General features: G+C 57.7%; 17 protein-coding genes. 12 read left to right on the top strand and 5 right to left on the bottom strand.

From position 1 onward, the window contains the following. Window position 1 precedes the first annotated feature (1 nt). Complete coding sequence (minC, locus tag ABUK73_RS06640) at window positions 2-736, bottom strand: septum site-determining protein MinC (RefSeq protein ID WP_353576586.1); 735 nt, start codon at window positions 734-736, stop codon at window positions 2-4. 372 nt (window positions 737-1,108) lie between these two features. On the opposite strand from minC, the gene ABUK73_RS06645 reads away from it, so the two are divergent. From ABUK73_RS06645 to ABUK73_RS06675, 7 genes are all read left to right on the top strand, one after another. Next, window positions 1,109-1,882 carry an amino acid ABC transporter substrate-binding protein gene (locus tag ABUK73_RS06645; RefSeq protein WP_353576587.1) on the top strand — a complete coding sequence of 258 codons (774 nt, stop codon included), beginning with the start codon at window positions 1,109-1,111 and terminating at the stop codon, window positions 1,880-1,882. A gap of 107 nt (window positions 1,883-1,989) precedes the next feature. Beyond that, a complete protein-coding gene (locus ABUK73_RS06650; protein WP_113089072.1) occupies window positions 1,990-2,670 on the top strand; it encodes an amino acid ABC transporter permease in 681 nt (226 codons plus the stop codon). After that, window positions 2,667-3,422 carry an amino acid ABC transporter ATP-binding protein gene (locus tag ABUK73_RS06655; protein ID WP_353576588.1) on the top strand — a complete coding sequence of 252 codons (756 nt, stop codon included), beginning with the start codon at window positions 2,667-2,669 and terminating at the stop codon, window positions 3,420-3,422. The genes ABUK73_RS06650 and ABUK73_RS06655 overlap by 4 nt, the downstream gene beginning before the upstream one ends. 98 nt (window positions 3,423-3,520) lie before the next feature. Further along, a complete protein-coding gene (locus ABUK73_RS06660; RefSeq protein ID WP_353576589.1) occupies window positions 3,521-5,053 on the top strand; it encodes an acyl-CoA carboxylase subunit beta in 1,533 nt (510 codons plus the stop codon). Window positions 5,054-5,063: 10 nt separating this feature from the next. Beyond that, the gene (locus ABUK73_RS06665) at window positions 5,064-7,067 is read left to right on the top strand and encodes an acetyl/propionyl/methylcrotonyl-CoA carboxylase subunit alpha (RefSeq protein ID WP_353576590.1); all 2,004 of its coding nucleotides are present in this window, start codon (window positions 5,064-5,066) and stop codon (window positions 7,065-7,067) included. Window positions 7,068-7,179: 112 nt separating this feature from the next. Beyond that, window positions 7,180-8,244, top strand: coding sequence for a P1 family peptidase (locus tag ABUK73_RS06670; protein WP_353576591.1), 1,065 nt, complete (start codon window positions 7,180-7,182; stop codon window positions 8,242-8,244). 10 nt (window positions 8,245-8,254) lie between these two features. Beyond that, window positions 8,255-9,121 carry a D-amino-acid transaminase gene (locus ABUK73_RS06675; RefSeq protein ID WP_353576592.1) on the top strand — a complete coding sequence of 289 codons (867 nt, stop codon included), beginning with the start codon at window positions 8,255-8,257 and terminating at the stop codon, window positions 9,119-9,121. Window positions 9,122-9,142: 21 nt separating this feature from the next. Here the strand turns inward: ABUK73_RS06675 and ABUK73_RS06680 are convergent, their stop codons facing one another. Further along, window positions 9,143-10,654 (bottom strand): serine hydrolase domain-containing protein, encoded by a 1,512-nt coding sequence (locus ABUK73_RS06680; protein WP_353576593.1) that lies wholly within the window; start codon window positions 10,652-10,654, stop codon window positions 9,143-9,145. Window positions 10,655-10,772: 118 nt separating this feature from the next. Here ABUK73_RS06680 and ABUK73_RS06685 point away from each other — a divergent pair, with 118 nt between their 5' ends. The 5 genes from ABUK73_RS06685 to ABUK73_RS06705 all read left to right on the top strand — a co-directional run bounded on the left by ABUK73_RS06685 (window position 10,773) and on the right by ABUK73_RS06705 (window position 18,622). Further along, complete coding sequence (locus ABUK73_RS06685; protein WP_353576594.1) at window positions 10,773-11,810, top strand: dipeptidase; 1,038 nt, start codon at window positions 10,773-10,775, stop codon at window positions 11,808-11,810. A gap of 215 nt (window positions 11,811-12,025) precedes the next feature. Further along, the gene (gene mprF / locus ABUK73_RS06690) at window positions 12,026-14,626 is read left to right on the top strand and encodes a bifunctional lysylphosphatidylglycerol flippase/synthetase MprF (RefSeq protein WP_353576595.1); all 2,601 of its coding nucleotides are present in this window, start codon (window positions 12,026-12,028) and stop codon (window positions 14,624-14,626) included. Continuing rightward, entirely contained in the window at window positions 14,623-15,987 is a 1,365-nt protein-coding gene (locus ABUK73_RS06695; RefSeq protein ID WP_454892332.1) for an AcvB/VirJ family lysyl-phosphatidylglycerol hydrolase, read from the top strand. Before mprF ends, ABUK73_RS06695 begins: the two co-directional genes overlap by 4 nt. Window positions 15,988-16,075: 88 nt before the next feature. Beyond that, window positions 16,076-17,218: a M24 family metallopeptidase gene (locus ABUK73_RS06700; RefSeq protein WP_353576596.1), complete on the top strand. Its 1,143-nt coding sequence runs from the start codon at window positions 16,076-16,078 to the stop codon at window positions 17,216-17,218. Between the two features lie 66 nt (window positions 17,219-17,284). After that, on the top strand, window positions 17,285-18,622 hold the full coding sequence (locus tag ABUK73_RS06705; protein WP_353576597.1) for a telomere resolvase TelA: 1,338 nt from the start codon (window positions 17,285-17,287) through the stop codon (window positions 18,620-18,622). A 2-nt stretch (window positions 18,623-18,624) separates the two neighbouring features. Here ABUK73_RS06705 and ABUK73_RS06710 read toward each other — a convergent pair whose 3' ends face one another. Genes ABUK73_RS06710 through ABUK73_RS06720 form a run of 3 tightly spaced genes read right to left on the bottom strand, consistent with a single transcriptional unit; the run spans window position 18,625 to window position 22,076 of the window. After that, a complete protein-coding gene (locus ABUK73_RS06710) occupies window positions 18,625-20,229 on the bottom strand; it encodes an ABC transporter ATP-binding protein (protein ID WP_353576598.1) in 1,605 nt (534 codons plus the stop codon). Next, window positions 20,222-21,157 carry an ABC transporter permease gene (locus tag ABUK73_RS06715; RefSeq protein WP_353576599.1) on the bottom strand — a complete coding sequence of 312 codons (936 nt, stop codon included), beginning with the start codon at window positions 21,155-21,157 and terminating at the stop codon, window positions 20,222-20,224. Before ABUK73_RS06715 ends, ABUK73_RS06710 begins: the two co-directional genes overlap by 8 nt. Before the next feature lie 4 nt (window positions 21,158-21,161). Next, window positions 21,162-22,076, bottom strand: a complete 915-nt coding sequence (locus ABUK73_RS06720) for an ABC transporter permease (protein ID WP_353576600.1) — start codon at window positions 22,074-22,076, stop codon at window positions 21,162-21,164. Window positions 22,077-22,093: the final 17 nt, after the last annotated feature.

Raw genomic sequence — 22,093 nt, forward strand, 5'->3', positions numbered from 1 at the left:
CTTAATTGAGTTTGTCCGCCTTGATCGTATCGTTTTCCAGCCACAGCTGGACCGCCTGACCGCGGAGTTTCGGGTCTATGTCTTCTGCCACCTTGTAGACACCATCGATGGCCAGCAATTCGGCCTCCAGCTTCTTGCAGAATATGCGTGCCGACGCGTTACCGAGCGAGCCCGCCATGGCGCGTCCGCGCAGTGCGCCGTAAATGTGGATCGATCCGCCCGCGATGACTTCTGCACCAGAGGCAACGGAACCGACGATGGTCACATCGCCTTCCGGAAAGATTACCGACTGGCCGGAACGAACCGGCTCGCTGATCATCAACGATTGAACGACGCTGCGAATCTCCGTCACCGGAGCCTTCGTCGGCTCCTCGGCAACCTCGACGGTGGCCAGCGACACCGGTTCGACTTCAATGTCAGACGCAGCCTTACCGCCCTTCAGCGCAGGCGGCATGCCCTGCTCGATCATGGAAGGGCGTGCGCCCTCGATGCCCATGATGGCGACATTGCGCGACACGAGTTCGGCCAGAAGCGCTTTCAGCCCGCCCTTGTCGAGCTTCAGCTCCGCCACATCCAGCACCACGGGGCGCGACAGGAAGAACCCGGCAGAACGCGCCGCCAGATCATCGAGTCGCTCCAGCCATTGGTCGAGCGGCTGCTCGGGAGACAGCACGACCGCCAGAAATGAACGGCCTTTGATACGGATTGAGCGTGGGTCTGTTAGCACTTTGGTCATCTTGGTAAACAAATCATTGACATTAGGTACCCCAAATGTGGTTAACAAAAGGTTAACGGAGCCCTTTTCCAGCCGCAGAAATTAACCTCACTCACCCCTTGACAGGGCCGGAGTTCCCGTCCTTCAAAAACTGGCCATGCGACTGAAATTCCATGCGATTCTGCAAGCGACATGGTTTGTCGCGCCGGTGTTTTAGAGGGTTTGGAGAGGCCGCTGAACCTCCCAATCACCAGCCGCTGTGGCGATGCATAAAGAACCGCCAGATAAGAGAAAAATATTCTCTTATTTTGCATCTTTTTGCGTCTTTCTGCCGTTTAAACGCGCATGTTTTGTGGGATGAGATGTGCTTAGAAAATCCTGAAAGGAATACCAATGAACTGGCTCAAGACAATCACCACTGCCGCTGCGTTCACCGCCGCTACCGCCTCTTACTCTTTCGCTGGCGAGAACCTTGACCAGATCAAGTCCGCAGGTGTCATCAAGATCGGCACCGAGGGCACCTATGCGCCCTTCACCTTCCACGATTCTGCCAACAAGCTGGTTGGTTTCGATGTGGAAATCGGCGAAGCCGTCGCAAAGAAGCTCGGTGTCAAAGCCGAATTCGTTGAAGGCAAGTGGGATGGCCTGATCGCCGGTCTTGATTCCAAGCGCTACGACGCTGTTATCAATCAGGTCGGAATCACCGAAGCGCGCAAGCAGAAATATGCATTCTCCGAGCCCTACATTGCCTCCAAGGCCGTGCTGATCGTCAGCGAGAAGAACACTGACATCAAGGGCTTTGCAGACCTGAAGGGCAAGAAATCGGCACAGTCGCTGACCAGTAACTTCGGGAAGCTGGCAACCGAGGCAGGCGCTGAGCTGGTCGGCACCGACGGTTTCGACCAGTCGATCCAGCTGGTTCTGACCGGTCGCGCCGACGCAACCATCAATGACAGCCTGTCCTTCCTGGATTTCAAGAAGAAGCAGCCGCAAGCTCCTGTGAAGATCGTGGCTGAACAGCCGAATGCGGATTATTCCGGCATCATCGTGCGCAAGGGTGACGAAGACCTCGTTGCTGCCATCAACAAGGCGCTGACGGACATCAAGGCAGACGGCACCTACAAGACGATTTCCGACAAGTATTTCGGTCAGGACGTCTCCAAGTAAGGCGCTACCCAGGGGTCTATTATCCCCAGGTAAAATAAGCCATTATCCGAACCAGATCAGACAGTCCGGCGTTAGCGCCGGACTTCGTTTTTATTGAGGGGTTTTCCGTGCCGCACTGGCTTCAACTGATGATGGATTCCCTGCCCACACTACTTTGGGCAGGCGTGAAGTTCACCATCCCTCTGACATTGCTCTCCTTTCTGTTCGGCCTCATCCTTGGCCTCGCAACCGCCGTCGCCCGCCTCTTCGGGCCAACGCCGCTGAGGCTGATTGCCCGCTTCTACGTCTGGGTTATCAGAGGCACGCCGCTGCTGGTGCAGCTTTTCGTCATCTTCTACGGCCTGCCGAGTGTCGGAATTCTGCTGGATGCCTTTTCGGCAGCGCTGATCGGTTTCACCCTAAATGTTGGCGCCTACACGTCTGAAATCATCCGCGCCGCCATTTCCTCCGTGCCCAAAGGCCAGTGGGAAGCGGCGTTCTCGACCGGCATGAGCTGGCGTCAGGCCATGCAGCGCACCATTCTTCCGCAGGCAAGCCGTGTAGCCGTGCCGCCGTTGTCCAACACCTTTATCTCGCTGGTCAAAGACACGTCGCTTGCCGCTGCTATCACCGTGCCGGAGCTTTTCCAGTCCGCACAGCGCATCGTCGCCACCACTTACGAACCGCTTATCCTCTACATCGAAGCAGCCCTCATCTATCTCGCCCTCAGCTCCGTGCTGTCCAACTTGCAGGCCCGGCTGGAAGTGCGGTTTGCGCGTTATGGCGGCATGATGGAGAACAGCCGATGATCGAGCTTTCCAATATCGAAAAACGCTTCGACGACGCTGTCATCCTCAAAGACATTTCACTGACATTTCCAGAGGGCAGCGTCACGGCGCTGGTTGGCCCCTCCGGCGGCGGCAAAAGCACGCTCCTGCGCTGCATCAACCTGCTGGAGCTGCCGACCGAGGGCACGGTGCGCATCGGCACCGACTCGATTGCATTTACCTCAGACAAGAAAGTGACGTGGCAATCCATCCAGAAAATCCGCCGTCAGACGGGTATGGTGTTCCAAAACTTCCAGCTGTTTCCGCATCGCACCGCGATTGAAAACGTCATGGAAGGCTTGCTGATCGTGCAGAAATGGTCGCGCGAGAAAGCAAGAGATCGCGCCATGGAGCTTCTTACCAAGGTCGGCATGGCGCACAAGGCCGACGCCTGGCCCGCCAACCTCTCCGGCGGCCAGCAGCAGCGCGTTGCCATTGCCCGTGCGCTCGGCCCCTCCCCGCAGGTGCTGCTGTGTGACGAGCCGACTTCGGCGCTCGACCCGGAGCTTTCAGAGGAAGTCGTTGACGTGCTTGGCCAATTGGCCCGCGAGGGAACGACCATGGTTATGGCGACACATGATTTGCGCCTTGCTTCCCGCATCGCCAACAATGTCGTGTTTCTGGAGGCTGGCAAGGTGGTGGAAACAGGCACTGCCGAAGCCATTTTCCGCGCACCCGAACAGGAGCGTACGCGCCGCTTCGTCTCCTCCATCAATGCGGCGCAATCTCTCTGATCCGGATCGAAATCCGCACATCTGGCCGTAATAGACTGTTTTCAATTCGAGATTTCACGTCTAAGCCTATGTGACGATATCAGCATGAGGGAGGTTGCATGCCGACGGTTCTCGAGGAATTGGACGCGCGCCGGGCCGAAGCAAGGCTTGGCGGAGGCCAGAAGCGCATCGATGCGCAACATGCCAAGGGCAAGCTGACGGCGCGGGAGCGCCTTGATGTTCTGCTCGATGAGGGCTCCTTCGAAGAATACGACATGTATGTCACCCACCGCGCGGTGGATTTCGGCATGGCGGAGCAAAAAGTCGCTGGCGATGGCGTCGTTACCGGCTGGGGCACCATCAACGGTCGCCAGGTTTACGTCTTCAGCCAGGATTTCACCGTTCTGGGCGGTTCGCTTTCCGAAACCCATGCGCAGAAAATTTGCAAGGTCATGGATATGGCGGTGCGCGCCGGTGCGCCGCTGATCGGCCTTAACGATAGCGGCGGTGCGCGTATTCAGGAAGGCGTGGCGTCGCTGGCCGGTTACGCAGAGGTCTTCCGCCGTAATGCCGAAGTATCCGGCGTCATCCCGCAAATCTCCGTCATCATGGGCCCCTGCGCTGGCGGCGCGGTCTATTCGCCAGCCATGACGGATTTCATCTTTATGGTGCGCGATACCTCCTACATGTTCGTCACCGGCCCGGATGTGGTGAAAACCGTCACGAATGAGATCGTCACCGCGGAAGAACTGGGCGGCGCGTCCACCCACACCAGAAAATCCTCAGTGGCCGATGGCGCGTACGAAAACGACATCGAAGCGCTGGAAGCCGTCCGCGCCCTGTTCGATTTCCTGCCGCTCAACAATCGCGAAAAAGCGCCAAGTCGCCCGTTTCATGACGACCCGGCACGTCTGGAGCAGCGGCTGGATACGCTGATTCCTGACAGTTCCAACAAGCCTTATGACATGAAGGAACTGATCCACGCGCTGGCTGATGAAGGCGATTTCTTCGAGATTCAGGAGGCCTTCGCCAAAAACATCATCACCGGCTTCATCCGCCTCGAAGGCCAGACCGTCGGTGTCGTTGCCAATCAACCAATGGTGCTGGCGGGCTGCCTGGATATCGATAGCTCGCGCAAGGCCGCGCGCTTCGTGCGGTTTTGCGATGCCTTTAACATTCCGCTTCTGACGCTGGTGGATGTACCAGGCTTTCTGCCGGGTGTGGCGCAGGAATATGGCGGCGTCATCAAACACGGCGCAAAGCTGCTATTTGCATATTCGGAAGCGACCGTACCGATGGTGACGCTGATCACCCGCAAGGCGTATGGCGGCGCTTATGATGTCATGGCCTCCAAACATATCGGCGCCGACGTCAACTACGCCTGGCCGACGGCGGAAATTGCGGTGATGGGCGCAAAGGGCGCTGCGGAAATTCTCTATCGCTCCGAATTATCCGATCCGGACAAGATCGCTGCACGCACCAAGGAATATGAAGAGCGTTTCGCCAATCCCTTCGTGGCGGCAGAACGCGGCTTTATCGATGAGGTCATCATGCCCCATTCCTCCCGCCGCCGCATCGCCCGCGCCTTTGCCTCACTGCGCAACAAGCAGGTGACGACGCATTGGAAGAAACACGACACGATACCTCTGTGAGGACAAAACCATGATCTCCAAAATCCTCATCGCCAACAGAGGTGAAATCGCCTGCCGTGTCATCCGCACGGCCAAGGCCATGGGCATAAAGACTGTCGCGGTTTACTCCGATGCCGACGCCAATGCGCTGCATGTGCGCGAGGCCGACGAGTCGGTCCATATCGGCCCTGCCCCGTCCAACCAGTCCTATATCGTCATCGAGAAGATTCTGGAGGCGATAAAGCAAACCGGGGCCGATGCTGTGCATCCCGGCTATGGCTTCCTGTCGGAAAATCCCAACTTTGCGGCAGCGCTTGATAAGGCCGGCGTCATCTTCATCGGCCCGCCGGTAAAGGCCATCGAAGCGATGGGCGACAAGATCACCTCGAAGAAGCTGGCGCAGGATTCCGGTGTTTCCACCGTGCCGGGGCATATGGGCCTGATCGAAGATGCGGACGAGGCCGTGAATATCGCGTCTTCCATCGGTTATCCTGTGATGATCAAGGCATCCGCTGGCGGCGGCGGCAAGGGAATGCGGATTGCCTGGAACGATGCCGAGGCGCGTGAAGGCTTCCAGTCCTCGAAGAACGAGGCCAAGGCATCCTTTGGCGATGACCGCATTTTCATCGAAAAATTCGTCAACCAGCCGCGCCACATCGAAATTCAGGTGCTGGGCGACAAGCATGGCAACGTGCTTTACCTCGGAGAGCGCGAATGCTCCATCCAGCGCCGTAACCAGAAAGTCATTGAAGAAGCGCCCTCGCCTTTCCTCGATCAAGCCACCCGCAAGGCCATGGGCGAACAGGCCGTCGCCCTTGCCAAGGCCGTTGGCTATTATTCTGCTGGCACGGTTGAATTCATCGTGGATGGCGAACGCAATTTCTACTTCCTTGAAATGAACACGCGGCTTCAGGTCGAGCACCCGGTAACGGAACTGGTCACGGGTATCGATCTGGTGGAGCAGATGATCCGCGTTGCCTCCGGCGAGCGCCTTGCATTCAGTCAGAATGACGTGAAACTCAACGGCTGGGCCATCGAAAGCCGTCTCTACGCCGAAGATCCTTACCGGAACTTCCTGCCTTCCATCGGTCGCCTGACACGTTATCGGCCTCCGAAAGAAGGCAAGCAGACCGATGGCACCATCATTCGCAACGACACGGGCGTTTTCGAAGGCGGTGAAATCTCGATGTACTACGATCCGATGATCGCCAAGCTCTGCGCTTGGGGAGAAGACCGGACAACCGCTATCGATGCCATGGGCGAGGCGCTGGACAGTTTCGAGGTTGAGGGCATTGGCCACAACCTGCCTTTCCTTTCCACCGTCATTCAAAATCAGCGTTTCCGCAGCGGAAACCTGACGACTGGCTTTATCGCGGAAGAGTTTCCCGAGGGCTTTGCGAGTGTCGAACCGGATGCGGAGACCGCGCGGAAACTGGCCGCCATTGCCGCACTGATCCATCACCGCGTGCAGACCCGCGCCACGCAGATTTCCGGCACCATCGGCAATCATCGCCGCGTGGTCGGCAAGGATTGGGTAGTCACCTTCTCCAAAGCGGACCACAGCCTCTCTCTCGATGCCGCCGAAAGCATCGTGACAGCGACCTTCGAGGATGGCACCGCCCTGCCAGTCGAAACAAGCTGGCAGCCCGGGGAGACGCTGCAAGTGTTCACGGTTGGCGGCCAGGCCATGGCAGTGAAGGTCGATCTTTTTCCATCAGCAATCCGTCTGCGCTGGGGGGGCATGGATGTCACAGCGCGGGTTCGCACGCCGCGTGTGGCAGAACTCGCGCGCTTGATGCCGGAAAAGCTGCCGCCGGATACGTCCAAGCTGCTGCTTTGCCCGATGCCGGGCGTCGTCACCTCCATTTCCGTGCAGGCGGGTGAGCAGGTGGAAGCGGGCCAGGCACTGGCAACGGTGGAGGCCATGAAGATGGAAAATATTCTGCGCGCAGAACGCAGAGGCCGCGTCAGCAAAATATCCGTGAGCGCTGGAGACAGTCTCGCAGTGGATGAGGTGATTTTGGAGTTTGAGTAGGGAGAGCCCGCCTTTTGCGCTGCCGTTTTGCCACAAATCGCGCTAAAGCTGCCGCATATGAGTCTCTGATACCCTTCTTCCACCTCTGGCGAATGCCGAACGAGTAATGCCGATGCCTGACGACACCCGAGTGAGACTGCGCGATATCGGTTTTGTTCCGGGTGTTTACGAAGCAGGCAGGCTAAACGCCATCACTGATGTTTCAGGCCTGCGCGTCGGCCATTCGACCGTCATCGAGGGCGACGCAATCCGCACCGGGGCAACCGCCATTTTTTCCCATGGCGGCAATCTGTTTCAGGACAAGGTTCCGGCGGCGCTCGCGGTCTATAACGGCTTTGGCAAATTCGTCGGCGCAACGCAGATCGAGGAATTGGGCGAAGTCGAAACGCCGATCATTCTGACCAACACGCTTGCCACAGGCCGCGCCATCGAGGCCATCAACCGCTACACGCTTGCCCAACCCGGCAATGAAAAAGTCGTGTCGCTGAACGCCGTGGTTGGCGAAACCAATGATTCCCGCCTGAACGATATCCGCGCCGGTCGCCCGACCATGGACGAAATCGCTTTGGCTTTGGACAATGCCCGCGAAGGTGCGGTCGATGAAGGCACAGTTGGCGCAGGTACCGGCACCGTCGCTTTCGGCCTGAAGGGCGGCATCGGCACCAGTTCCCGCGTCCTGTCCATTGCGGGGGAACGCTATACGCTGGGCGTTCTCGTGCAATCCAATTACGGCGGCAACCTTCTCGTCTGCGGAAGGCCCTATGTCAGCCCGCAGCACCTGGATAAGGATGGCTCCATCGTCATCGTGCTGGCCACCGATGCGCCTTTGTCGTCACGCAATCTGAAGCGGCTGGCCGCGCGTTCATTCGGTGGACTGGCACGCACGGGCGCAGCGCTCAGCAACGGTTCGGGCGATTATGCGCTTGCCTTTTCAACCGCAGAAGATGTTCGCCGCACGCCGGAGCGCCGCAAGGAGCTTTACGCTTATCCGGAGCTTTCCAACGACGTCATCTCGCCCTTGTTCGAAGCCGCTATCGAAGCGACGGAAGAAGCAATTTTGAACTCGCTTTGCGTGGCATCGCCCACAAGCGGTTTCAATGCCGCTACGGGCAAGCCATCGACCATTCCCGCCATTTCCATCGAAGCGCTGAAAGCGCTGCTTTCCTCTCGATCCTAAAGGACCCATCATGCCCAGCGAAAACAGCCGTATCGTCTATCTCAACGGCGAATTTCTTCCCGAAGCCGAAGCCAAGCTTTCCATTTTCGACCGTGGTTTTCTGTTCGGAGACGGCATTTATGAGGTGACGTCGGTGATCGGTGGCAAGCTGATCGATAGCGATCTGCACATGGCGCGCTTGGAGCGCAGTGCCGGCGAAATCGATATTCCGCTACCCATCACCACCCAGCAGGTCGTGGACGCAGAGCGCCGTCTGATCAAGGACAACAATCTGGTGGAGGGCCTCATCTATCTGCAACTGACGCGTGGCGCAGAAGACCGCAACTTCCTGTTTTCCGACGATCTTGCCCCGACACTCGTCATGTTCCCGCAGGTCAAAAAGCTGGTCGGCGGTCCGCAAGAGGCAACAGGGCTTTCGGTCAAATCCGTTCCGGATCAACGCTGGGCACGTCGCGATATCAAATCCGTCTGCCTGCTGCCACAGGTCATGGCAAAGCGCATCGCCAAGGCGGAAGGCTGCGATGAGGCATGGATGATCGAGGATGGTTTCGTCACCGAAGGCGCATCTTCCACCGCCTATATCATCACCGCCGACAATAAGCTCGTGACACGCGGCAACAGCAACAAGACGCTTCCCGGCTGCACCCGCGCGGCTGTCTTGCAGTTGGTCGAAGAAGCAGGACTGACGCTGGAAGAACGCGCCTTCACACTTCAGGAAGCGTTTGAAGCAAATGAGGCAGCGCTTACGAGTGCCGGCAATTTCGTCATGCCCATCACCACCATCGACGGCAAGCCCATCGGTAACGGCAAGCCCGGCCCCCTGGTCACGCGTCTGCGCGAGCTCTACCTCGAAAACGCATTGCGCACGGCGATCTGATACTCAGCGGCGCTCGATCTCTCAGGTCGAGCGCCGATATTCGATCATCCGGGCGCGGCTGGAAACCAGTTCGACGCGATCCTGATCCAGCACGTTCAGGCATACCCTTTTCGTCCACGGACCATCGATCAGCGTGAACAGAAAACGCCCATTCCCCAGCGCGGTGAGTGGCATTGTGTGGCGCACCGGGCCGATACCCATAGACAAGGCCCCGTCCGCAATCACGAACTCCGCCCCCTCGGGCGAGCGCCAGCAGCCCGAAAGTGCGGCCGGAACCTCCTGCTGACCAACCGGCAGAAAACGGCGCTGCGCGTGTCCCGCCTCTCCCAGCAATGCATTGCCATCCAAACGCAAGCGCATGGGCGATGACGCGGAACGGGAGGAAACCCAGTCGTTTTCATCCTCATAAAGCGTGTCGTCCGCATCGATAAAGGTGCAGGTGCTGCCCTTGATTTCCAGCCACCACGGACCTGTCTCGGTGACATAGAGACCATCCGGCAGCGTATTAGCCGGTTTCGGAAGCGGTAGACCGGTCAGCGCCGCCATGCTTTCCAGCGCAATATTGAACCCATTGGTATCTTCGCGGTTGGACACCACGACAAAGCCTGTACCATTCTCCGGGTCGAGCAGGAAATAGGTCTTGTAGCCGGGATGTGACCCGCCGTGACCGACAAAACGGCGTGAGCCCAGATGCGACCAACGCAAGCCAAGTCCGTAGTCGCTCATTCTTCCGTTACCAAGCGGGCGTTCGGCAGCCATTTTTTCGAGAATGCCTGAAAAACCGTTTTCGCCTTGCAGCAACGCCTGTAACCAGTGCACCAAGGCCTCGGCACTGCCTGTCAAACTTCCTGATGCGGAAATGTGCAAGCCCGCTGAGGACAGCTGCCAGCCTTGCTCGGCTTTCCAATAGCCCGGCACGAGTTCCGTCACCGGATCGTTCCAGACATCTGGCGCCTTCAAGAAAATCCCGATTGGTTCTGCAATATGTTTCTGGACGAAGTCATCGAAGCGCAGACCCTTTCGTTCCAGCGCCGCCTCCACCAGACGATAACCGGTGTTGGAATAGGACACTTCGCTGCCTGCCGGAAAATTGAGCCGCGTCATTCGCGAGAGATAGTCTAGCAACGGCCCCGGCTTCGTCTCCGTATAGACGGAAAGCCCAAGCAGTGAGAGGCATTCACGCACGTCCGGCAGACCACCGCTCATATCCAGCGCCTGACCGACAGTAACGTCGCGAAGTGGCGATTGAAGTTCGGCTATGTGTTGCCCAAGGGGATCATCCAGCGAGATCAGATCGCTGTTTTCCAGCACCATGGCGCAGAATACATGCTTGGTGACGGAGGCATAGCGCACAATGCTTTTTGATGTGAAGGGCGTGAGCATGGACAGGCTCTCGACACCACCAGCGTGAGCAAAACGGATGCCGGATCGATCAAAGCCAATAACGGAACCGCCGGGCTCCTGGCTTCCCCATTGAGAAACGAAATGCGCTGCTACATCGGATGCAGCGCTCCAGTCTTGATCGTCCAGCATGTCTTTTTCCATTCAAATGGCCCCGTTAACGCAACGGAGCCCTGTTCGGGCATTGCATTTGCACCTATCTGACGCTTACAGCAACGCCTGTCAGACATTATCCGAAAGTGACCGCCCCATGACCAGCCCCAATGCCGTGCCCGTATTCGACGGCCACAACGATGTCCTCCTGCGCCTCAAGCTTTCCGGCAATCCGTCCCCGGAAACGCTGTTCATTGAGGGCGACACTGTCGGACACATCGATTTGCCGCGCGCTGAAAAGGGTGGCTTGGCAGGCGGTCTTTGCGCGATCTTTGTTCCGTCACCACAGGGTTTTGACGCCAACCGCGACTTTCTGCCGCCCAGCCAGCCGGATGCACTGGCTACGACGCTTGGCATGGCCAGCCTGCTGTTTCGCATCGAGGCGGCGTCCAACGGCAAACTCAAGGTCTGCCGTAGCGCTGCCGATATTCGCCACGCCATGGCAAATGGCGCCTTCGCCTCGGTGCTGCATATCGAGGGCGTCGAAGCTTTCGATGCCAATCTCGATGCGCTGTATGTTCTGCATCAGGCTGGCCTTCGCACGCTGGGTCCGGTGTGGAGCCGCCCCAATATTTTTGCGCATGGCGTTCCGTTCCGCTTCCCATCGACACCCGATATCGGCCCCGGTCTAACGGATGCCGGACAGCGGCTGATCAAGGCCTGCAACGAACTAAAGATCATGGTCGATCTTTCCCACATGAATGAGCAGGGTTTCTGGGATATCGCCAAAATCTCGAATGCTCCGCTGGTCGCTTCGCATTCCAATGCGCATGCTTTGTGCAACCACAGCCGCAACCTGACCGACCGCCAGCTTGATGCCATCAGGGACACCGGTGGGCTGGCCGGCATCAATTTTGGCGTGCTGTTCATGCGCCAGGATGGCGTCAAGAATCCCGACACCGATCTTGGCGAGCTGGTGCGGCATGTGGATTACATGGTTGAGCGCATGGGCATAGACCATGTTGCCATGGGCTCGGATTTCGACGGCACCACCATTCCAGCCATCATGAAAGACGCGTCCGACCTGCAACTGCTCGTTGATGCCCTGCGCAAAGCAGGTTACGATCAGGCTTCGCTTGAGAAGATTTGCCACGGCAACTGGATCAGAACGCTGGAAGCCACCTGGGGAGCGTGACGCTGGCCAAAAATATCTTCGCGCACAGCCGCCGGTCAGTTGCTTTCATTTCAGCGAAGGACCACAAGCCTTCGCGGTAATACTGCATGCTGCTTCGCTGTGCGTTCGAAGAATTTATGAAATAAAAATCAAATCTTCGTATTTGTGAAAACACAACGAACTAGCGTCACAATGCTGTGGTTGGCCAGACTCAATCTGATCTTGTGGAAAAGCATATGACAGAGAAGAACGACGTAGCGCAGATCGAAGACGCAGAAGCCGGGCTCGAAGGGTTTTTTGAGCGGTACAGACCTCATCTCACATCGATTGCGGTGACGCTCGTCTTCGTGATGATGACCTTCACCATCTACAAGCTGACCTCGGAAGTTCGCTATGACGAGATCGTCGATGCGCTGGCCGATACGAGTTGGCGTGCTGCCGCACTGGCCGTTCTTTTCACGGCGCTCAGCTTTGCCGCGCTGATCTGTTATGATCTCAACGCCATCGAATATATCGGCAAGAAGCTGCCGACCCCCTCCGTCATCACCACCGCCTTCATCGCCTATGCTGTCGGCAATACCGCCGGTTTCGGCCCGCTCAGCGGTGGCGCGATCCGGTTTCGTGCCTATTCACGGCTGGGACTGACACCGTCGGACATAGCCCGTATCATCGCCTTTGTAACGCTGTCCTTCGGTCTTGGCCTGCTGGCCGTCAGTGCCCTCTCCACCCTCATCGTCGCCCCACGCGTCGCCAGCATTCTGGGGATCGACCCGGTTTGGCTCAGAGGCGGCGCACTGATCGTCATCTGCGTTATGGCGACTTTGCTGTTTCTGGGCCGCAATGGCAGGGTCATCCAGATCAAACGCCTGAAGTTGCGCCTGCCCGACAGCCGCACGTCATCGCGTCAGTTTCTGGTGTCCGCGCTGGATATCGCGGCGTCTGCCTCCGTTCTTTACGTGCTGCTACCGGAAACGAATGTCGGCTGGCCGAGCTTCTTTGCCATCTATGCGACAGCCGTGGGCCTTGGCGTTCTCAGCCACGTTCCCGCCGGTCTTGGCGTTTTTGAGACTGTCATGGTCGCAGGCCTTGGCAACGCCATCAGCCTCGATCAGCTGCTGGGCGGGCTCGTGCTTTACCGCATGATCTATCACGTCCTGCCGCTGCTGGTCGCCATCTTCCTCATGCTTGCGTCCGAAATGAAGCAGTTTGCCTCGAAGCCTGTCATGGCGGATATCGGCAATCTCGCCGCCCGACTTGCCCCGTCCCTGCTCTCGGCCTATGCGCTCATTCTCGGCACCATGCTGATTTTTTCGAGCGTGACGCCAACGCCGGATAGCAATCTCGATTTCCTCTCCGGCTTTGTGCCGCTGCCTATCATCGAAGCAGCCCACTTCTTGTCCAGTATTCTCGGCCTCGTTCTGGTCGTCGCCTCCCGCGGCCTTAGCCAACGGTTGGATGGCGCGTGGTGGGTAGCGTTGGTTGCGGCGGCTGGCGGTCTGTTCCTGTCGCTTATAAAGGCCATCGCCGTTTTCGAAGCGATCTTCCTTGGAATATTTATCGTTGCGCTGTTTTTCAACGTGCGCAGCTTCAACCGCCACGCTTCGCTTCTACGTCAGGCCCTGGGCCCGACATGGCTTGCGGCGATGGCTGTCATCGTTGCCGGTGCTGCCACTATCCTTTTCTTCGTTTACCGCGATACGGACTACAGCCAGACGCTGTGGTGGCAGTTCGAGTTTTCCGAGGAAGCACCGCGCGGCCTGCGCGCGCTTCTGGGGCTGGTGCTGGCCTCATCAACCATTGCCATCTTCAGCCTCCTGCGCCCGGTCATCTATCGTCCGGAAGAAATTCATCCTGACGACATCGTGCGGGCAACCTCGATTGTCGAAAAACAGGATGTCGCCGACGCCAATCTGGTGCGCATGGGCGACAAGCACGTCATGCTGTCGGAAAGCGGCAATGCTTTCATCATGTACGGCATTCGTGGGCGCTCATGGATTGCGCTTGCCGACCCTGTTGGCGACGAGAAAGACTTTGCCGACCTCGTCTGGCAGTTCGTGGAAACCGCGCGCTCATCCGGTGGAAGAGCCGTATTCTACCAGATTTCGCCAACAGTTCTGCCCTACTGCGCCGATGCCGGCCTTCGCGCCTTCAAGCTGGGTGAACTGGCCATGGTCGATCTCACCCGCTTTGAGCTAAAAGGCGGAAAACTCGCCAATCTACGCCAGTCTCTCAGCCGTGGTGCGCGCGATGGCCTCACCTTCTCGGTTGTCGATACGCCAAACGTCCCGGAGATTTACGAGGACCTGAAGCGCGTCTCGGACTCCTGGCTATCGCATCACAACACCCGCGAAAAGACCTTCTCCCTCGGCTCTTTCGAGAAGGATTACATCCTTTCGCAACCGGTTGCCGTTCTGCACAAGGATGGACAGGTAACCGCATTCGCCAACCTGCTGATGACTGAAACCAAGGATGAAGTTACCGTCGATCTCATGCGCTTCTCGCCGGACGCGCCGCGCGGCTCGATGGATTTTCTGTTTGTCAGCATTATTGAATATATGCGGGAACAGGGTTACTCCTATTTCAACCTTGGCATGGCACCGCTTTCGGGCATGTCCAAACGGGAGGCGGCCCCTGTGTGGGACCGAATTGGCGGCACCTTGTTCGAACACGGTGAGCGTTTTTATAACTTCAAGGGTTTGAGAGCGTTCAAATCGAAATTCCACCCGAAATGGGAGCCCCGCTATGTCGCGGTTTCCAATGGTACGAGCGCAGCTTTGGCCCTTATGGACGCAACCGTTCTCATCAGCGGCGGCGTCAGAGGAGTAATTGGTAAATGACGGGCATGAAACACCTGAAAGCCGCACTGCTGGCAGCTGCATTCCTCATACCCGCCTGCGCTTCGGCTCAGGATGCCAACGGTTTCCAGACAGGCATGATCCCGGCTGACCACATCATGCTGCCCAGCGATGACCTTACCGCCAATATCTTCCTGATTTCAGGTGCAAATGGCTGGGGCGAGGCGGAGCAGACGGAAGCGGATGCACTGGTGGAAAAAGGTGCCGCTGTCGTCGGCATCGATCTTCCGAAATATATCGAAGCGCTCAAGGCCGATGATGATGACTGCATTTACATGATCTCTGACATCGAGGAACTTGCGCAGGAAATTCAGCGCAAGGCCGGTGTCTCGAATTACCGCCCACCGATCATTGCCGGTATTGGCGATGGTGCGACGCTGGCGCTTGCCATGATCGCGCAGAGCCCAGCCGCCACCATCGGTGAAGCCGTGGCTGTGGATCCCGTCGCTGGCATTCCGCTTGATAAAATTCTCTGTACTCCCGCTACGAAAGAAAAGGACAATGGCCGCACGATCTACGGCCTGACCGATGGTCCCTTGCCGGCCCCCGTCAGCGTCGTCTTCACGCCCAAGGCGGATGCCAAGGGTCGCGCCCATGTCGAAGACCTCGTGAAATCCCACTCCGATATCGACGTCAAGGATGTGACTGACGATGCGCAGGCGGCGCTTGCGCAGACGCTGCAGGACCGCATCGATGCGGCCGGAAATTCCGACAACCCGCTCGGCCTGCCGCTCACCGTTTTGGAAGCAAAGCCGACCATGGACACCATGGCCATCATCTATTCCGGCGATGGCGGCTGGCGCGATCTGGACAAGGATGTCGGCAGCTTCCTTCAGCAGGATGGCGTGCCGACCATCGGCGTGGATTCCCTGCGGTATTTCTGGTCCGAAAAGAAACCGGAAGAAATCGCCGCCGATCTTTCGCGCATCATCGATACCTACCGCAAAGAGTGGAAGGTGAAGAATGTCGTGCTGATCGGTTATTCCTTCGGCGCCGACGTCCTGCCCGTCACCTTCAATGCCCTGCCGGAGAAGGACAAGAGCCGCATCGTGCAGATGAGCCTTCTGTCTCTCTCGCATGAGGTATCCTACGAGATATCCGTCGGCGGATGGCTTGGTGTCTCCGGTTCAGGAACGCAGGATCCTGTCAATGATCTGGCGAAGATCGATCCGAAGATCGTTCAATGCGTTTATGGAACCGATGACGAGGATGCCGCCTGCCCGGCACTGAAGGACAAGGGTGCAGAAATCATCGGCATCGATGGCGGGCATCACTTTGACGAGGATTACGAGGCGCTGACGAAACGCATCATCGCTTCGCTGAAAAAGCGTCTTCAGCATTAAGCCAGACTCGATTTCTTTGTCGACATATTGAATACAGAGCATTGACTCTGTATTCCCTGCTGTCATCACGTCAATGAAAGATCGACGCATGCTCTCTGCCAAGCCAGCCCCCATCACCAACGAAGAACGCCAGCAAAGACTGGAACGCCTCCGCCGTCTGATGCAGGAGCAGGGTGTTGCCGCGCTGCTGCTGGGCTCGACAGAGAGCCTGCGCTATTTCACCGGTCTGGTATGGCATCAGAGCGAGCGCCTATTGGGAGCCGTCATCACCTCCACCAGCCTGCATTACATCGTTCCCGGCTTTGAAAAGAGCCGCGTCGATACGCTGCCGCATCTCGAAGGTGAGGTCCACATATGGCAGGAAGAGGAAAGCCCGGCAGCCCTCGTCGCTTCATTGATCGGCGACAAGGGTCGGGTTGCGCTGGATGATGCCTTGCCGCTGTTCATCTATCACAGCCTTGCAAAGGCGCTTGGGCAGGATAGGCTTCTCGATGGCGGCCCGCTGATCAGCAACCTGCGTAGTCGCAAGTCTTCGAGCGAAATCGCCATCATTCAATATGCCATGGATCTGACGTTGGAGGTGCAGAAGCGCGCTCACGGCATCATGAAGCCTGGCATCCGCGCATCCGAGGTGGTTCGTTTCATAGACGAACAGCATCGCGAACTGGGTGGTGAAGGTGGTTCCTATTTCTGCATCGTCTCGTTTGGCACCGCCACGTCGCTTCCGCATGGCGCGGATGGCGACCAGACCCTGCAAGAAGGCGACGTCATTCTGGTTGATACCGGAACGCGCACCGATGGTTATCACTCCGATATCACCCGCACCTATGTGCTGGATGAACCCAAAGCAGATTTCGCCCAAGCATGGACCATTGAGCGTGAGGCACAACAGGCCGTCTTCGATGCGGCAAAGCTGGGCGCACCGTGCGGGAGTCTGGATGATGCGGCGCGCAGCGTGCTCGCAAAGCATGGGCTAGGGCCGGACTACGCGCTGCCGGGCCTGCCGCACCGCGCCGGTCACGGCCTAGGCTTGGAAATTCATGAGGCGCCCTATATCGTGCGCGGAAATTCTCTGCCGCTCTCGGAAGGCATGTGTTTTTCCAACGAACCCATGCTTGTTTATCCTGACCGTTTCGGCATTCGTCTGGAAGACCATATTTATATGGGTGAGGACGGTGCAAAGTGGTTTACGCAGCCTGCCATATCGCCCACCCAACCGTTTTCTGAATAATTTGGACGTTGGCATCCAACATAAAATATAGTTTTCATACCGCGAATCATATTGCTGGAGCCGATGATGTCCGTTGCTGAAAAAAGAAAAACAAAAACACCTATTTTGGTAGACCGGATCGCGGATTTTATCGAGAAAATTCAGGCGACTAAAAAGCCGGATGGCACCTTCGACACAAAAAAGATCGGGGCGCTCTGGAATGAAGAGGTACGCTTCCATTTTGAAAATGGGAGAACCGAAAAGACGCTGGAACTCTATATTGTAAAATATAGATATGCGTTGAAAGATGCTTTTGGCCCGAAAACGACGCCGCTTGCCATCTGTAACATGAAAAAACTCCGTGAGCGGCTGGACACCTATATCAAGAGCGAGAAATACGCCGTGGTGGGCGTTGCAAGCTCTATTCAGGAAAAGCTGGAACGCGCCGAATACAATATGGCCGGACGCAAGCCACGCTTCTTGCTGCGCGTTTCGAACTTTATTGCCGCAACCAATGGCCTCACCACCAAGGCGGAAATGCAGGCATTGTGGGACGCAGAGATGGCGTCCATGGGAGACAAGGCGCAGGCAACCGTTATCTCCTACATCACCAAATACCGCAACGCGCTACGCGAGGCCTTCGGTGATGACCATCCCATGCTGCGGATCGCTGCTGGCACGCCGCAGCTTTACGATGAAGCGCGCAAGATCAAGATGGCGAAAATCGCCAACAAGCATGGCTCTCTCATCACCTTCGAGAACTATGCAGAGGTCATGCGGCGGTGTCGTCGTTACCTGCATTCATCCGACCCCATGACCATCGCCATCGGCCTGATGGGAACCACCGGCCGCCGTCCCTATGAAATCTTCACGCAGGCAGAGCTGACGCCCGCGCCCTACGGCAAAGGCGTTTCCAAGTGGAGCGTGCTGTTCAACGGACAGGCCAAGACAAAACAGGGCGAAGGTACGAAATTCGGCGTGGCCTATGAAATCCCGGTGCTGGAACAGTCGAAAATCGTTCTGGACGCCTATGAACGCCTGCGCAACAGCAGTGATGGCAAGCTGTGGCTCGGCCTCAATGTCGATGATTTCACAGCCGAGGTCCGCCTGCCATTACGCGACGCCGTCATTGCCAAGTTCGAGGACATCTGGCCCAAGGAAGAACCACCGAAGCCCTACGGCCTGCGCCACCTCTATGCGGAAATCGCCTATCGCAATTTCGCGCAGTCCAGCGTGACGAAGAACAGCTACTTTGCGGCGATCCTTGGCCACAACAATAACGACCTCGAAACATCCCTCTCCTATATGACCTACACATTCCCGGAGGATGTGGAGCAGTCCAAGGCCCGCGCGGCACGGGTGGCGGACCGAACCATCCGGCAGATGATCGAGGTCAACCGCATTCCGGGCATGCCGGAAGGCTGACGTTAAACGGCAGTTGCCCGCGCCGCCTGAACCCTTGGATCAGGATCGAGGCCTGCTGCCAGAAGCCTGCGCGTATAGTCTTTGGCAGGTGTTTCGAAAATCTGTCGGACCGTGCCCATCTCCACGATCTCACCGTGTTGCATGACCATGACGTGATCGGCAAAATCCCGCACGACAGGCAAATCATGGGCGATGAAGATGAAGGCGATGCCGAGTTCCTTTCGCAGCCTGTCCAGCAGCGCGATGACCTGCGCCTGAATGGAAACATCGAGCGCGGAAACCGCTTCATCGCAGACGATCAGTTGCGGCTCCAGCGCCAAAGCGCGGGCAATGGCGATGCGCTGGCGCTGACCACCGGAAAACTGGTGCGGGTATCGCTGCGCATGGGCCGGTGAGAGACCGACCTGCGCCAGCAATTCATCGACCCGTGCGCGCCATTTGGCCTTGGGCAAAATTTCGGGGTGGATGACCCAAGCCTCGGAAATCAGCTGATAGACCGACATGCGCGGGTTGAGCGATTGCGTCGGGTCTTGAAACACCATCTGTATCTGTCGGCGAAGGCCGTAAAGTTCCTTTGGCGGCATGGTCAGCAGATCACGGCCCTTCCAATAGGCCTTGCCCGAGTCCGAAGGCTCCAGCCGCAGCAGAGCGCGGGCCAGCGTCGATTTGCCGGAACCGCTTTCGCCCACGATAGCAAGCGTTTCTCCCGCCATCAGATCGAAGGAAACGCCTTTCAGCGCTTTGAACGCACCGTAGGATTTTTCGAGATTTTCGACATGCAGAAGCGGCTCGCCCTTGGCGTGCGGCTCATGCATCTTGCCCTTGCCGGGCGCTGCAGAGATGAGCTTTAGCGTGTAAGGGTGTTTGGGGTTGTCATAGACCTCGTCCGGCGTGCCGGATTCAACGATCTCGCCTGAGTTCATGACGACGACACGGTCGGCAATTTCAGCCACCACACCCAGATCATGGGTGATCAGCAGAAGACCCATGCCGGTTTCTTTTTGCAATTCGCCAAGCAATTTCAGCACTTCGGCCTGAACTGTTACGTCCAGCGCCGTCGTCGGCTCATCCGCAATGACGATATCGGGCTTCATGGCCAGCGCCATGGCAATCATGATGCGCTGGCGCTGACCGCCGGAGAACTGGTGCGGGTACTTGTCCATCGCAGCTTCCGGCGAAGGAAGACCGACGCGGGCGAAGAGTTCCAGCGCGCGTTTGCGCGCCGTATCCGCCGTCACACCGTGGATGGTCATGACCTCGATGATCTGCCAGCCGACGGTATAGACGGGGTTCAGATGGCTCAACGGATCCTGAAAGATCATAGCGATGCGCTTGCCATTGACGGCGCGGCGTTCCTCGCTGGTCATTTTCAGCAGGTCCTGGCCTGAGAACAGGATTTCTCCATTGGTGATTTCACCCGGCGGCATATCGAGAATGTTCATGATAGCGGAAGCCGAGACCGACTTGCCCGAACCGCTTTCGCCCAGAATGGCCAGTGTCTCACCGCGATCCAGATACCAGTTGATGTTCTTCACCGCATTGACGATGCCGCCTGCCGTATGAAACTGGACAGAGAGATTGCGGACTTCCAATAGATGATCAGCCATTCTTCTTGCCTCCGATTTCCAGTCTCCAGCGCTGCACGGGATCGAGCGCGACACGCATCCAGTTCGACAACAGGTTCAACGACAGGGTGGTGAGGATGATTGCCAGACCCGGCCAGAAGGCCAGCCACCAGGCATTGGTCAGGTACTGCTTGCCCTGCGCAACCATCAGACCCCAGGTGATTTCCGGCGGCTGGATGCCGATGCCGAGGAAGGACAGCGAGGATTCAGCCAGCATGACGAAGGCGAAATCGAGCGTCGCAATCGTCACCAGCGTTGGAAAGACCATGGGCAGGATGTGACGGAAAACGATGCGCATGGACGACGCACCCATGACCTGCGCCGCCTGCACGAACATACGCTGGCGAATTTCCAGCACCTCCGCGCGCGTGGTGCGCAGATAGATTGGAATGCGGGTGATAGCCAAAACGATGATGATGTTACCGACCGATGGTGCCAGCATGTAAAGCACGATCACCGCCAGAAGCAGCGATGGGAAAGACATGATCACATCGGCCAGACGCATGATGATGTTCGACACACGTTCGGAAGCGTAACCGGCAATCAATCCCAGCAGCGAGCCGATAATGGCGGAACACACCACCGCACCTGCGGCAATCATCAATGTGTTTTGTGCTGCAACGATGATGCGAGCCAGCAGCGAGCGACCCAAGGCATCGGCACCCAGCACGAAGAGCCAACCCTTATCGACGGTAAAGGGCGCAAGATTGCGGGCGCGCAGGTTCATGGAAACTGCTGAATCACCCATCAGCATCGGGCCGAACAAAGCGCAGAACACGGCAATGATCAGGAAAATGGCAGCGCAACAGGCGAACTTATCGTGCCACAGCATTCCAAGAATGACGGACACACGGCCGCGAGGCTTGGCGTCGATTGTCTGGACGTGGGGAAGTGTACTGGACATGGTCATGACCTCAAGTCCGCAAGCGCGGATCGAGTGCCGCATAGGCAAGATCGATCAGCAGGTTCATGATGAAGATGGCAATCGCTGTGACCATGATCGCCGCGAGGATGACGTTGAAGTCACGCTGGAGAATGGAATCGATCATCAGCTTGCCGACCCCGGGAAAGCCGAAAATGGTTTCCACCACCACGGCACCGTTCAGCATGGCAGCCGCCTGGTCGCCAATGACGGTGATGACCGGCAGCATAGCGTTGCGAAGCGTGTGCACGAAGATGATCGTGCGGTTGTTGACGCCCTTTGCCCGCGCGGTCTTCACATAAGCCGAGCCGAAAGCAGACAGCATGGAGCCGCGCACGATTTGCAGGATGAGGCCGAAGGGGCGGATGAAGAGAACCGCAATCGGTAATATCCAGTGCCAGACGGTCCCGGTGCCGGATGTCGGCACCCAGCCGAGCGTGACTGAAAACACGACGATGCCGACGATTGCGATCCAGAAATCCGGTGCGGAGGCGCCGATAAGCGAGATCAGCGATACGAAGCGGTCGAATACGCCACCGGGACGGAAGGCAGCGATGGAACCGATGACGATGGCGGCTACCGTGACCAGCGTGATGGTGATCAGCGCCAGTTGAAGCGTCCAGGTGAAGGCTTCCAGCACCACATCGATAGCGGGGCGGGCCTTGCGCAGGCTATCACCGAAATCCAGATGCAGCACGTCCCAGACGTAGCGTCCGAATTGTTCGATAAGCGGGTCGTTGAGACCATTGAGTTCACGGAACTTGTCCAGCATCTCTTGGGAGGCATCGACCGGCAGGAACAGTGCCGCCGGGTCGCCTGTGAGACGCGAGAGGAAGAACACGATGACGATGAGTGCGACGAGTGAGAACAGGCTCGCCACGATCCGCTTGAAAATCTTCTTTCCCATCGAACTTTCTCCGGTGA

The organism is Agrobacterium vacciniicorymbosi (genome assembly GCF_040427045.1).
Taxonomy (GTDB): domain Bacteria; phylum Pseudomonadota; class Alphaproteobacteria; order Rhizobiales; family Rhizobiaceae; genus Agrobacterium.